Origin of the sequence: Methylobacillus gramineus, assembly GCF_020532675.1 — a bacterium.
Classification (GTDB): domain Bacteria; phylum Pseudomonadota; class Gammaproteobacteria; order Burkholderiales; family Methylophilaceae; genus Methylobacillus; species Methylobacillus gramineus.
This window is the reverse complement of the sequence record NZ_JAJAVE010000001.1, coordinates 573,065-586,043: the sequence shown is the minus strand read 5'-3', so window position 1 is coordinate 586,043 and position 12,979 is coordinate 573,065. Positions and strand designations below refer to the sequence as shown.

Genomic DNA, 12,979 nt, shown 5'->3' with positions numbered 1-12,979 from the left:
TCTTAGGTCACCTGGTGTTTGAGTATCCAATTGCTGTCTTGCTTATCCCACAAATGTGGAGATCTAAATTTATCCACAGTCTCCAAAAACTGAGCTTCAGTAATATCGATATAATCAAGAAATTCCTCAAAATATTTTTTAGGAAACTCTTGATCATATTTATGTACTAGAGCAACCCCTTCTTCCCGTGTGATTTTATCATTGCGAATTTCTTGTGCAGCATCATACGTTGCCCTACCAATACCGAATTTGATCAAGGTAGTGAAGTAGTGGAACATATCAATACGATCATCGATGCTGCTATATTTGGAATAAGTTCCTTCAGTGCGTTCAGTATTTGCCTGGAAACCAGTATGCTCGACTGCATAGTAATAACACTCTTGTGGATCCCATTTCAGGTAATAGCCCAGATAATGTACTTCGATCCCATCGCGCTCCAAATCTTCTGCTGCGGGCGGAATATATGGCGCGAAATCATTTAAACTGTATTCCCCTTCTTTAATGATATCTCCAACCTTCACACCACCTAACACCATGTCAGCAGGATCTGAAATAGAGAAAAAATTCTTATCCATTGTTGGCTTATAGTTTTCTTCTGTCTTGTTGCCATACTCAGCCTGATTTTCGCCATACATCACCAGTTTGATACCAAACTTTTTAGCCATCAAAGGCCCTATGATGCGCTGTCCAACAATGAAAGGTTGGAATGGATGTAATAAATTCAGAAAAGCCATTTTTGTTAAATAGCGGTGCAACTTGCCATTGGGTGTGAACAGAATATTGTCTAATCCACCTTTATGTATCCAGTTTTCAAAATTCTTCCAGCCAATTTCTGTGTACTTATGCGGCGCCCAGGTCACAGTTAAAGGATTCATCCCATATTTATATTTAAGGATATGTGAGGTATATGCACTGTCTTTACCACCGCTGCCCGGCACTATAATGTCATAGCCACCATCACTACGGCGATGTTGATCCAACAATCTGACCAAAGCATCCTCGCGCGCCTGCCAATCTATTTGAGCATCCTTGGTTTCTGCATAGCGGCAAGCATCACAAATACCATCAACACCAAATCCTATGGTTGCTTTTTTGTCCTTGTTGGTATGCTTGAATTCAACTGTAGAACTGGGTCTCTGGTTGGAAATTACGCACTTCTTACAAAACACTACTTCTTCCGGCAAACCAAAATATGCATTAACCACAAATTCCTCCACACTTCTTTTCAATTAGCTGTTTTTTACAAAGTTATTTAGAACTTGTAGACCACTTGGGCCACTTTTTTCTGGGTGAAATTGCGCACCCCAGATATTGTCTCTCTTCACTGACGCAACAAAAGTATATCCAGAATACGTCGCGCGACCTGTGATGAATTGATCAGGTACATCTTGAGCAGCATAACTATGCAGAAAATAGAACTTACGCTGCTTGTCTGGCAATCCATCAAACATGCCACCATCATTTTCATGCACGGGATTGGGATCAACTTTCGCCCATGAGATATGCGGCAACCTCACCTCTGATTGCTGTCTGGGCACAATTCTGGAGACTACGCCTGGCACTAGTCCAAGACCAGTGGTAACCCCGAACTCGTCACCCCTGTCAAAAAGTAATTGCATGCCCAAACAAATGCCCAGGACATGTTTTCCACTTTTTATATATTCGAGCAGGCTATCTTGTAATCCATCTTTACCCAATGCAGACATCCCTTGAGCAAATGCACCAACCCCTGGCACTATCAACGCGTGAGAATCTTTGAGTATTTCTGGTGTATTTGAAATTACAGGATGAGCACCAACATACTTGAGCGCATTGCTAACACTACGGACATTGCCTAGTCCATAATCAAGAATACATATTTTCTTCATTTATCTAGTACCATTGATGGATGTCAGCCGCTGTTTGAATTCATCTATCGTATTGATTTTGTAATGTAATACTGACGCCAGACAAACTCCACTTGGTCGTATTTCTTTCAAATCTTGCACATGATCAGTATTACCACAGCCACCACTGATCATGACTGGAATGTTCACTATCGTGTTAACTGCACGAAGCAATGGAAGGTCAAATCCTTTTTTTGTACCATCTTGGTCAATGGACGTTAGCAATATCTCGCCTGCACCAAGATCTTCCAACTCCTTGCTCCAAGCAACGACCTTTTTTCCTGTAGGCTCTCTCCCGGCCTCCATATAAGCCTCCCAGTCATGGCCTATGCGTTTGGCTTGAATAGACGCAACCACACATTGGCTACCATAGCGCTTGGCAATTTCCGTTATGAATCCCGGATTCAGAATTGCAGCTGTATTGACTGCCACCTTGTCTGCACCAGCACTCAAAGCCATCTCGATATCCGCTATGGAACGTAACCCGCCACCTACAGTGATGGGAACAAAAACTTCTTCCGAAGCCTTGGCGATCACAGACAGCAGGTTATTACGGTTATATAAGCTGGCCACGGCATCTATGAACACAATCTCATCAATGCCTTGGGCATAATAATTTTTAGCCATCTCGATTGGATTGCCAACTTTACGCAAGCCTTCAAAATGTATGCCTTTGATCACATGTTCATTTTTGACATCAAGCCTTGCGATCAACCTCACACTGCACTCCTATCGATAAAGTGCTTCTGTATTCCCTTATCCCAAAAAGCATCATTCAACAGAATCTGATGAAACTCACCGGCACTATTACCATTCCCAAAGTCAGAAACTGCCACGCGAGGAATATCTGCAACTTGCTGAACTGCGTGTCGAAGGGAATCCATATGTGCGCTGGTATTAATAATGGACACTGCTGTTGCTCTATTATGCTGCCTACTGCCGACATTGATAGCTGGTACGCCGAAATGGGGAGCCTCTCTGACTCCAGCGCTGGAGTTCCCCAAGATGAATGCTGCATTTTTGAGAAGCGTTAAGAAGTATTCGAATCTTATAGATGGGTAAACTTTAACGTGGCTCAAGTCTTTCAATCGCAAATATTCATTCAAAATAATGTCTGAACCATGATCATTATTTGGATATACGACAATGAATGGCAATGAGGTATCTGAAATGTAATCTACAATGGCTTTGGCTTGCCTTGGTAAATCATCCAACTCAGAAGTAACTGGGTGATACATCAAAATTGCGTAGTGCTCAAACGAAAAGCCATATCTCTCCCTCACAGCATCAATGCTTGGCAACGATGTTGAATTCATGACATCAATGTCTGGAGAGCCAATAACAAAGACAGAATCTTCACTCTCCCCAAGCTGAATGAGACGATTTTTGGCCTGTTCGTTGGAGACAAAATGCCCATGAGACAGTTTAGTGACTGCATGCCGAATCAACTCGTCGACAGTACCTGACACTTCTCCGCCCTCTATATGTGCAACTCGAATGTTATTCAATGCTCCGACAGCTGCCCCGGCCAGTGCTTCAACTCTATCGCCATGAATCACTATCAATTCAGGTGCGATCTCATTCACATAATCTGATAAACCAGTAATAGTTTTAGCCAAAATATGATCCATGCTATCGCTTTGATTTTGATTGATGAAACGAAATAGGTTTTTAAATCCGGCCTTTTCAACCTCCTCACAGGTATAACCATATTTTGACAACATATGCATGCCTGTAATGAATACATGGACATCAAAATCCATGTCATTTTGTAAGGCTCGCATTAGGGATTTAAGTTTGCCAAAATCGGCTCTGGTACCGGTAAGAAAAACAACTCTCCGACTCATGCCTCAACATCCTGCCTGTTCACTCTTTTGCCACTCAGTATTGTTTGCAATGCTTTACGACCAAGTAACTGATCATAGTCAGAGGCATTAAAATCACCTCCTCCAGGCCGGCGTAACCAAATATTATCTTCACTCAAGACATCCCCAACATTGATATCTTTAATCGCGACCACAGATGCAAAAGCAAAAGCGATGGTTTTTTCCTCTTCCAAGAGTGGACCTTTATATGCACCCTTGGCTGCAAAAATAACTTTTGATCCAGTAATCAAATCCTGCAATGCGGCAGGATCCATCGAACAAACAATATCGGGTCCCGGCCGTGACATGGTGTCAGTAAAATGACGTTCTAGGATGGAGCCTCCCAATGCCACAGCTCCCAAGCAAGCATAATTACCAACCGTATGATCTGAAAGTCCCACTACCGCATCGGGATAGGCATTTTTGATAACTTGGATAGCATCAAGCCTTACAAGCTCAGGAGGCGTGGGGTATATATTTGTACAGTGCAGTAGAGCAAAAGGTACTTTTGCTTGTCTTAATATATTGACGGTAGGTGCAATGGTTTCAATACTGTTCATACCAGTACTAACAATAATAGGTTTACCGAATGAGGCAATGTGCCGTACAAGAGGATAATTATTGCATTCACCCGATCCTATTTTATAGGCGGGAATATCAAATTTTTTTAGTCGATTTGCTGCCATTCTCGAGAATGGAGTACTGATAAAAATACTTCCTTGTTGTTGCACATATTGCATGAGCTTATACTCATCATCTTCAGACAATGAGCAACGTCGCATAATCTCATAGATTGAAACATCTGCATTTCCAGGAATAACGCCCTTAGCTTCATCGGACATTTCATCTTCAACCACATGAGTCTGATGTTTGATTATTTCTGCACCGGCTTCAATAGCAGCCCTGGCCATATCAATAGCAACATCTAATGACCCCTCATGGTTAATGCCAATTTCTGCAATGACAATGGGTTCATATCCGTCACCAATTTTTCGCCCAGCAATTTCAAAAGATGCCATATTTATTCCTTAATAACGCTTCTGTTTCTAAAAAATCTGCTTCGGTATCAATGTCAACACTCTCCTCTGCAGACATTACATAAGCAACACTACCATTGGATGGGAAACCGCCTCTTGCCTCAAACTCTGACTTTGAGAAGATATAAATGGCACCATTGGGCGCATAGCACAAAGGCAAATTTTGGCGACGCACATTAGAAAGTTTTTCATCAAACAATGAAATCAATTGTTCATTTTCATCCAGGCGAAATGACTTATAAGGCGATTTATGCAAAGCCTCCAAACTTACTAAGGAAGTAAATCCTGTTTTCTTCAAAATCCTTAGCGCATCATCAATATGATGTTCATCTCTCAAGGGAGAAGTAGGCTGTAGGTAAACGATTAGATCTTCATCATCTACATTTACAATCTTGATAAAATGTTTGACCACATCAGAAGCTGATGCTTCATCCGTAGCATATTCTGGAGGCCTTACTATACAAGTACAGCCTTGTGCCGTTGAATACTCCAATATATCTTCGCAATCAGAAGATACATACACAGCGTCAACATGTTTAGCTTGCATAGCGGCTTTAATCGTATAACTTATTAATGGAAAACCTGCGATAGATTTCAGGTTTTTTCTGGGCACACCTTTAGAACCGCCTCTAGCAGGAATCAATGCATAAATTTTATTTTCAGAATTGGACATTATCTATTCAAATCACGAACATTGTATAAATTATCTAATCACTATTTTTTGAAGATAATATCAACTCGATATTATAAATAAATTAATAAAACTCAGATTTCTTCTTTTATAAATTCCAAATATGCCTTTTTCAAGCCATCTTCAAGCACAACGGAGTAAGTCCACCCCAAACTGTTTAGCTTGCTAACATCCATGAGCTTGCGCATCGAGCCATCAGGTTTTGAACTATCAAACTCAATTTTTCCTTGGTAGCCAACCACCTGTTTTACCAACGAGGCTAATTCCTGGATTGAGATATCGGCACCCACGCCAATATTGACTAATGGTGGGTCAAAAACATCAGTACCATTCTCCTTGCTTCCCAGCAGAGAATTAAATTTTTCCTCGGGCAGATTCAGCAAGAATACACAGGCATCAGCCATATCATCGCTGTAGAGGAATTCTCTCTTGGGTGTACCTGTGCCCCAGACGGTGACGGTGGGTTGGTTATTCTGCTTGGCTTCGTGGAATTTACGCAGAAGGGCCGGGATGACGTGGCTATTCTCGGGGTGGTAGTTGTCACCGGGGCCGTAAAGGTTGGTGGGCATGGCTGCGAGGTATTGGGTATCGTACTGGCGGTTGTAACTCCAGCACATTTCGATGCCTGCGATTTTGGCCAATGCGTAAGGGCGGTTGGTTGGTTCCAACGGGCCGGTCAGCAGGTGTTCTTCTTTCATGGGCTGCGGTGCCAGCTTGGGGTAGATGCAGCTAGAGCCGAGAAACAGCAGGCGGGTAACCCCATGCTTCCAGGCGCTATGAATGACGCTGTTCTGAATCGCCAGATTGTCGCGGATAAACTCCGCCGGGTAGGTGTTGTTGGCCACGATTCCGCCAACCTTGGCTGCCGCCAGGAAGACGTATTCCGGCTTGTGTTCGGCAAAAAAAGCATCTGTTGCCTGCAGATCAGTGAGATCGAGTTCGGCATGCGTCCGCTTGATTAGGTGGGTGTAACCTGCGTTCTCAAGGTTCTTGACGATAGCTGAGCCTACGAGGCCTCTGTGCCCTGCCACGTAGATGCGTGCGGTTTTGTCCATTAGTGCACTCTGTTATTCGTTGTAGTCATAAGCAGCAAAGCCGTGCTTTTTAACAAGTTCGTCACGCTGAGCACTCTTCAGGTCTTCACGCACCATTTCAGAGACGAGCTCCTGGAAGGTGGTTTTCGGGGTCCAGCCGAGTTTTTGTTTGGCTTTGCTCGGGTCACCCAAGAGGGTTTCAACTTCGGTAGGACGGAAGTAGCGTGAGTCTACCTCGACGATGCATTTGCCGCTGGCATCATAACCTCTCTCATCCACGCCCTGACCTTTCCAGGTGATCGCAATATCAAGCTCTTTGGCGGCAGCATTGACGAAGTCACGGACACTGTATTGGACACCGGTCGCAATGACGAAGTCTTCTGGGTGATCTTGTTGCAGCATGAGCCATTGCATTTCAACGTAGTCTTTAGCATGGCCCCAGTCACGCAGTGAGTCCAGGTTGCCCAGGTAAAGGTTATCTTGCAGGCCCAATTTGATCCTTGCCAATGCCCGCGTAATCTTGCGGGTAACGAAGGTTTCGCCACGTAGCGGACTTTCATGGTTGAACAGGACGCCGTTGCATGCGTAGATGCCGTAGGCTTCCCGGTAGTTGACGGTGATCCAGTAGGCGTAAAGCTTGGCTACAGCGTAGGGACTGCGTGGATAGAATGGGGTGGTTTCTTTTTGTGGGATTTCTTGTACCAGGCCGTAGAGCTCTGAGGTGGAGGCCTGGTAGAAACGGGTCTTTTTTTCCAGGCCAAGGATGCGGATAGCTTCAAGAATACGCAAGGTGCCAATGCCGTCGGCGTTGGCAGTATATTCTGGCGTTTCAAAACTCACGGCCACATGGCTCATGGCGGCCAGGTTGTAGATCTCGTCTGGCTGGACTTGCTGGATAATGCGAATGAGGTTGGTGGAATCGGTCAGATCGCCGTAGTGCAGGATAAAGTTCTTGTTATCAATATGCGGGTCTTGATACAGGTGGTCGATCCGATCTGTGTTGAACAGGGAAGCACGGCGCTTGATGCCGTGTACGATATAGCCCTTGCTTAACAACAATTCAGATAGATAAGCCCCATCCTGCCCGGTCACGCCAGTAATCAAAGCCACCTTGCTCATTTAGTTCTCACACCTTCCATAAGTATCTGCAAAACGGACGATATCGTCCTCGCCAACGTAGTCCCCACATTGCACCTCAATGATTTGAAGTGGCTTATCCCCTAGGTTTTCCAATCGGTGTCGATGGGTTTTAGGGATGTATGTAGATTGATTTTCTTCTAATGTCATTTCCTGATCGCCATTGCTAATCTTCGCCACACCTGATACGACTACCCAATGCTCAGAACGATGATGATGCATTTGCATGGAAAGACTAGCCCCGGGATTGACAGAGATACGTTTAATCTTAAAGTTAATGCCCTCTTCCAACACCGTATATGTACCCCATGGCCGGTGAACAGTACGATGCAGCTCAGTCAGCTCGGGCTTGTGCTTTTGCACCAAGGTCACTAACTGTTTGATATCTTCTGTGCGGCTTCGATCACAAATCAACGTAGCATCCGCAGTCTGGATAATGGCGAGATTGCTGACACCCAATGTTGCCAATAAGCCATGGGTATTCCACAGCAGGCTATTTTGAGTATCAATACTGATGACATCCCCCTCACACACATTGTCATCAGCATTCTTATCATTTTTTTGATAAATAGAATCCCAGCTCCCCAGATCGCTCCAAGCCATATCAGCAGGCACTACAGCAACTTGCTCAGCCAATTCCACCAAGCCATAATCAATGGAAATATTTGGTAGCTTGGCATACTCTTCAGCTAGATTTTCTGTACCTAGCCTCTTGATGGAAAAGGCTATTTCCGGCTGATGTTTCGCCAGCATCTGCATAAACACACTGGCGCGAAAAACGAACATTCCGCTATTCCAAAGATAGCCTGAAGCAACAAAATCTTGCGCCCTTTCCAGATCAGGCTTTTCAACAAATTTGGCCACTTTGCGCACTGCCGATACATGGTGCTTAACAATGGCAACATCCGAAGGCTGAATATAACCATAGCCAGTCGCAGGGTGAGTGGGTGAAATGCCAAGCAGCGTCAGGTAATCCTCACTTGCACCCTGCTCTGCGGCTTCCCATGCTTGATAAAACGCGGCTTCATTATCAATGGCATGATCGGAAGGAAATACCCCAATGATCGCATTGGGCGATTGAGAATGAATGCGACTTACGGCCCACGCAATAGCGGGTAATGTATTGCGCGCGCAAGGCTCTGCCATCACCCCATTGACGGCGTCCGGCAGAATGTCGGCAAGCTGGCCTTTCACCTCAAATTTATGATCTTCATGAGTTACGGTGAATAGATTGCTGGCCGGGACGTGCTGGCAAAGACGCAACGCGGTTTGCTGAAGCAAGGTTTGCTTACCATTCAACGCCAGCAGTTGCTTGGGGCGCAAGGTACGTGACAACGGCCAGAGCCGGGTACCAGAACCACCACAAAGCAGTATGGCGAATCGATCACTCATTCAACTTCCTTTTCTACAGACTCTTCCGCCGCACGGCGCAGCTCTTCAATTTCTGCCTGCAGATTTTCGTATTCTTGCATCTTGTATTTAAGAAATCGCATGGTGATACCTGTTTTTTCCTCTATCCCTTTGGGGGTCAGCAAATACATATACGCCAGCTTGTTCTGGCTATTGCGGAAATTGGACACCTTGAGCAAGCCCACATCAACCAATCCTTTAAGACAGAAGTTGGTTTTACCCAGACTGATGCCCAAAGCCTTAGCGAGCTCTCGCTGACTGATCTCAGGTTTTTCCTGAACCAGTTTGAGTATCTTGTAGCGGTATTCGTCGGTGAGCATTAATGCGATTTAACCATCATGCGTTCAAATAGTGAACGCAGTTTACAAAAACTTTCGCCCTGCTTCAAGCCTGATAATTTCCCGAGCTAAGTGTTATCCTTGAAATTCATCTCATAAGGAATGTTGAATATGCCAATTGTACTGATCACTGGTGCCAATCGCGGCCTTGGTCTGGAGTTCACCAAACAATATGCGGAGGCTGGCTGGAACGTGCTGGCATGCTGTCGCAGCCCTGAGGATGCAGAGGAATTACTGCAACTGGCCACCCGCTTTAAGGACTTGGTCAGTGTACATAAATTGAATGTGGGAAATTTCTATCAGGTAGATGAGCTTGCTGCATCACTGGCTGATCAACCTATTGATGTATTAATCAATAATGCCGGGGTTTACCCTGACAGCAGCACCGAGGTATTCGGTGATGCTGATTATGATGCCTGGATGGAGGCATTCCGCATCAACAGTCTGGCCCCATTCAAGGTTGCACAAGCATTTACGCCTCATCTCGCCAAGGGCCAACTCAAGAAGCTGGCCAATATGACCAGCAAGATGGGCAGTATTACGGACAATACGAGTGGCGGCAGTTATATGTACCGCTCCACCAAAACCGCATTGAATATGATTACCAGGAGTTTGTCGGTGGATCTTGCCAAACAAGGCATTACCGCTATTGTGCTACACCCTGGCTGGGTGCTGACTGACATGGGCGGCCCCAATGCTTTGATTAATACGCAACAGAGTATTAGCGGTTTACGCAAGGTAATCGATCAAGTCACCCTGGCTGATGCAGGCAAATTTTACGCCTATGATGGACAGGAAATTCCCTGGTAATCATCAGCGAGTTATTTGCTGAAATAAGTCAGTAGCGCTTCAGGTTGATCCCGGAAATGGGACTCAACCAGCGCACCTTGAGTATGCAGACGATATTATTCTCAACTCAAAGCCTGGCAATAACGCTGACATTGTTTTAGCTGTCATACACACAAAACAACGAGCTGCTACCAGTCTATCCCGGTAAACTTTTTGATATCGCGCTGTTGCCGTTTGGTAGGCCTGCCCAAGCCACGGTCTCGGCGAGCATGATCAGCTTCCCTTGTGACAGCAAGGTTTTCACGCTTCGCCAGGCTTTCTGGCGTTTCTTCAAATAGCAAGGCGGCCTCTGGCGCGCCACGGCGCTGAATGGACAGGCCGCGTACCACCACATGCATTTCCAGCTCCTTGCGCCTGATATGAATCACTTGACCAAGGCGTACTTCCTTGGCTGGCTTTACCCGATCACCATCCACATGGATTTTGCCACTCTCAATCGCATCTGTTGCCAGGCTACGCGTCTTGAAGAAACGCGCAGCCCATAGCCATTTATCCAGTCGACATTTGCCTTCGGCATCACTCATTGCGATTCCTGACGCAAGCTGCGATTGGCCTTATAGATAGTGCGGTAGCTTTCCAGCGTACGTTGTACACGACCAAGCACCGTGTCAGGACGGTAATCTCCCAGCTCATCCAGACTACCGACTGGCATGCCAGTGAGGTATTCAATGCCTTCCAGCACATAATCAATCGCATGGATATGAAAAAGTTTTTGCTCAACCGCGTTGATCACATCATCACTGAGTAGCAGATGTCTCAAATTTCGAGCGGGTACCAACACCCCCTGCTTGCCATCCAAGCCAAATTTTTCGCACAGGCGGAAATGGCCTTCAATTTTTTCATTGATACCGCCGATGGGGAGTACCTCACCATGCTGGTTAAGCGCGCCAGTCACCGCCACCCCTTGTGGCAAGGGCAGGCCAGACAAGGTGGAAAGCAAGGCATAAAGTTCGGCACACGAGGCTGAGTCGCCTTCCACGCCATGATATTCCTGCTCAAACACAATCGAAGCATTGAGTGAAAGTGGGGCCAGGTTGGCAAAATTGGCCGCCAGCCAGCTTTGCATGATGAAAAGGCCTTTATCATGCTGCGGGCCTGTCATCTCGACTTCACGGTCAATATTGATAATGCCATCCCGCCCAGGATAACAACGTGCAGAGATGCGGACTGGTGAGCCAAATGCCACATCACCCATATCAATATGGGTCAAGCCATTGATCTGCCCCACTTCGCGGCCCTGCACTTGTATCATCAGCTCACCATCTAGGATGGACTCGCGGATTTGCTGTTCAGCATAATCATGACGGCTGCGCGCGGTATTGATGGCAGTATCCACTTCAGCAAGTCCAACCAACTGGTTAGGTGATGCAAAGGCAGCGCTTTCCAGTATCAATGGATGCAATGCGCCTATATTCAAGCTGAGACGCATCTGATCTTCTGCCCAGCCATGCATGGTTTGTAACAGGCGGGCCACTGCCGCTGCCGTGAAATGGGGCAAGCGGTTTTCATCGCTTACCTGGGCAATATGGCATGCCAGTTGCCGATAGATTGCTGGCGTAGCGGTTACACTCTCGGCAAAATCAATTTTAATGCGGAAATGTTCAAGAAATTCGGGATGCTCTTCATGCAGATGGTAATAGTCTTCTCGACTGGCAATCAGGATCAGCTTGAAATCTACAGGCAGTGCATCAGGTAGCAAAGAGCTTAATGTGCCTTGTCCAGCACCACTACCAGAATCCTCAATTTGCACTTTGCGGTTGCGCAGCACGCGGCCAAGTTTATCGAGTAATGGATGCGAGCCTTGCTGGTCCTGGAGAATATCCTCCAGGTGCAACACCAGGCAGCCGCCATCAGCACGCAGGATATTACCGGCTTTAAGGCGCATAAAGTCTGGCACATGCCCCTGCTCACCCGCACTCTCAATTCCACCAAACAGGGTTTGATAACCCGGATCATCGTCATAAATCACTGGGGCGCCCTGCACATCGCCATTATTCACCAGCAGATTGGCACGAAACCGGCTCAGAAAGGCTTCCTGCATACCCTCTGCATCACTATTGGCCGTCGTAATGAACACATCCATGTTCTCAACCACCTCCTGCACCAACTGCTGGATCCAATGATCAAACACTTGAGGCTGCAATAGGTCTGCCGCTACCTGTTGCCTGATGGTGGCCAGCTCCTCTTCAAGATAGGTCTTGAGCCGGCTGTCTGGGTGAACCAATGGATCTGCATGTGGCGTCTTGGGCAAGCGCTCTGAATGCACCAGCCCTGGAATTGCCCGGATTTGCCTGCGGACAAACTGCTCCAGCAACAAGCGTAGCTCAGCCCCCTTGCCTGCAACCAAACGAAGCAGCAAAGGCTTTTCAGGCGTAGTGAAATTCAACAGGCAAACAAGATCCGTCGGTGCGGCATGACTTGCTGATGCCTGCCTCAGCAATCGCAGCAACAATGAAGTCCGGCCCGAGCCTGGCTCACCAATCACAAGCATGTGATATCCCGGCTGTGCCATGCGCAGACCGAACTGCGCAGCCTCAGCGGCCCGTTGCTGGCCTATCCACTGCCCAGCTGAATCACGGGCTTCAGCCACTAATTCAGAGGTATCGCTAAAACCAAGGGTTGGCGGAGCAATCTCGCGGGTAAGTTGTTGAGGGCTAAGTGTATGATGCATCAGGCTGGCAGTTTAAAAGTAAGTAATGTAAGGCTGGATAGGTCAAGCACAATGGCTTGTC

Annotated in this window: 13 protein-coding genes; 1 reads left to right on the top strand and 12 read right to left on the bottom strand. The window is 46.5% G+C overall.

Going from position 1 to position 12,979, the window contains the following annotated elements; translation table 11 throughout:
- Window positions 1–2: 2 nt before the first annotated feature.
- From LG201_RS02745 to LG201_RS02700, 10 genes are all read right to left on the bottom strand, one after another.
- Window positions 3–1,229 (bottom strand): N-acetyl sugar amidotransferase, encoded by a 1,227-nt coding sequence (locus tag LG201_RS02745; protein ID WP_226770644.1) that lies wholly within the window; start codon window positions 1,227–1,229, stop codon window positions 3–5.
- Entirely contained in the window at window positions 1,230–1,868 is a 639-nt protein-coding gene (gene hisH, locus LG201_RS02740) for an imidazole glycerol phosphate synthase subunit HisH (protein ID WP_226770643.1), read from the bottom strand.
- Complete coding sequence (gene hisF, locus LG201_RS02735; RefSeq protein WP_226770642.1) at window positions 1,869–2,606, bottom strand: imidazole glycerol phosphate synthase subunit HisF; 738 nt, start codon at window positions 2,604–2,606, stop codon at window positions 1,869–1,871. It abuts the gene before it with no gap.
- Entirely contained in the window at window positions 2,603–3,733 is a 1,131-nt protein-coding gene (neuC, locus tag LG201_RS02730) for a UDP-N-acetylglucosamine 2-epimerase (protein ID WP_226770641.1), read from the bottom strand. Before neuC ends, hisF begins: the two co-directional genes overlap by 4 nt.
- On the bottom strand, window positions 3,730–4,770 hold the full coding sequence (locus tag LG201_RS02725) for an N-acetylneuraminate synthase family protein (RefSeq protein ID WP_226770640.1): 1,041 nt from the start codon (window positions 4,768–4,770) through the stop codon (window positions 3,730–3,732). Before LG201_RS02725 ends, neuC begins: the two co-directional genes overlap by 4 nt.
- Window positions 4,757–5,461, bottom strand: coding sequence for an acylneuraminate cytidylyltransferase family protein (locus tag LG201_RS02720; RefSeq protein WP_226770639.1), 705 nt, complete (start codon window positions 5,459–5,461; stop codon window positions 4,757–4,759). Before LG201_RS02720 ends, LG201_RS02725 begins: the two co-directional genes overlap by 14 nt.
- A gap of 92 nt (window positions 5,462–5,553) precedes the next feature.
- Complete coding sequence (locus LG201_RS02715; protein ID WP_226770638.1) at window positions 5,554–6,534, bottom strand: GDP-L-fucose synthase family protein; 981 nt, start codon at window positions 6,532–6,534, stop codon at window positions 5,554–5,556.
- 12 nt (window positions 6,535–6,546) lie between these two features.
- Entirely contained in the window at window positions 6,547–7,632 is a 1,086-nt protein-coding gene (gene gmd / locus LG201_RS02710) for a GDP-mannose 4,6-dehydratase (RefSeq protein WP_226770637.1), read from the bottom strand.
- Window positions 7,633–9,042 (bottom strand): mannose-1-phosphate guanylyltransferase/mannose-6-phosphate isomerase, encoded by a 1,410-nt coding sequence (locus LG201_RS02705; RefSeq protein ID WP_226770636.1) that lies wholly within the window; start codon window positions 9,040–9,042, stop codon window positions 7,633–7,635.
- Window positions 9,039–9,380: a MarR family EPS-associated transcriptional regulator gene (locus LG201_RS02700; protein WP_226770635.1), complete on the bottom strand. Its 342-nt coding sequence runs from the start codon at window positions 9,378–9,380 to the stop codon at window positions 9,039–9,041. The genes LG201_RS02705 and LG201_RS02700 overlap by 4 nt, the downstream gene beginning before the upstream one ends.
- 129 nt (window positions 9,381–9,509) lie before the next feature.
- Here LG201_RS02700 and LG201_RS02695 point away from each other — a divergent pair, with 129 nt between their 5' ends.
- The gene (locus tag LG201_RS02695; protein WP_226770634.1) at window positions 9,510–10,208 is read left to right on the top strand and encodes an SDR family oxidoreductase; all 699 of its coding nucleotides are present in this window, start codon (window positions 9,510–9,512) and stop codon (window positions 10,206–10,208) included.
- A gap of 167 nt (window positions 10,209–10,375) precedes the next feature.
- On the opposite strand, the gene LG201_RS02690 is transcribed toward LG201_RS02695, so the two are convergent.
- The gene (locus LG201_RS02690) at window positions 10,376–10,771 is read right to left on the bottom strand and encodes an RNA-binding S4 domain-containing protein (protein ID WP_226770633.1); all 396 of its coding nucleotides are present in this window, start codon (window positions 10,769–10,771) and stop codon (window positions 10,376–10,378) included.
- Window positions 10,768–12,918 (bottom strand): Lon protease family protein, encoded by a 2,151-nt coding sequence (locus tag LG201_RS02685; RefSeq protein ID WP_226770632.1) that lies wholly within the window; start codon window positions 12,916–12,918, stop codon window positions 10,768–10,770. The genes LG201_RS02690 and LG201_RS02685 overlap by 4 nt, the downstream gene beginning before the upstream one ends.
- Window positions 12,919–12,979: the final 61 nt, after the last annotated feature.

Excerpts from the sequence above, each read along its gene's own strand:
- hisH (WP_226770643.1), bottom strand. The coding sequence starts at position 1,868 with ATGAAGAAAATATGTATTCTTGATTATGGACTAGGCAATGTCCGTAGT.
- neuC (WP_226770641.1), bottom strand. The coding sequence starts at position 3,733 with ATGAGTCGGAGAGTTGTTTTTCTTACCGGTACCAGAGCCGATTTTGGC.
- LG201_RS02725 (WP_226770640.1), bottom strand. The coding sequence starts at position 4,770 with ATGGCATCTTTTGAAATTGCTGGGCGAAAAATTGGTGACGGATATGAA.
- LG201_RS02720 (WP_226770639.1), bottom strand. The coding sequence starts at position 5,461 with ATGTCCAATTCTGAAAATAAAATTTATGCATTGATTCCTGCTAGAGGC.
- LG201_RS02715 (WP_226770638.1), bottom strand. The coding sequence starts at position 6,534 with ATGGACAAAACCGCACGCATCTACGTGGCAGGGCACAGAGGCCTCGTA.
- gmd (WP_226770637.1), bottom strand. The coding sequence starts at position 7,632 with ATGAGCAAGGTGGCTTTGATTACTGGCGTGACCGGGCAGGATGGGGCT.
- LG201_RS02705 (WP_226770636.1), bottom strand. The coding sequence starts at position 9,042 with ATGAGTGATCGATTCGCCATACTGCTTTGTGGTGGTTCTGGTACCCGG.
- LG201_RS02700 (WP_226770635.1), bottom strand. The coding sequence starts at position 9,380 with ATGCTCACCGACGAATACCGCTACAAGATACTCAAACTGGTTCAGGAA.
- LG201_RS02695 (WP_226770634.1), top strand. The coding sequence starts at position 9,510 with ATGCCAATTGTACTGATCACTGGTGCCAATCGCGGCCTTGGTCTGGAG.
- LG201_RS02690 (WP_226770633.1), bottom strand. The coding sequence starts at position 10,771 with ATGAGTGATGCCGAAGGCAAATGTCGACTGGATAAATGGCTATGGGCT.
- LG201_RS02685 (WP_226770632.1), bottom strand. The coding sequence starts at position 12,918 with ATGCATCATACACTTAGCCCTCAACAACTTACCCGCGAGATTGCTCCG.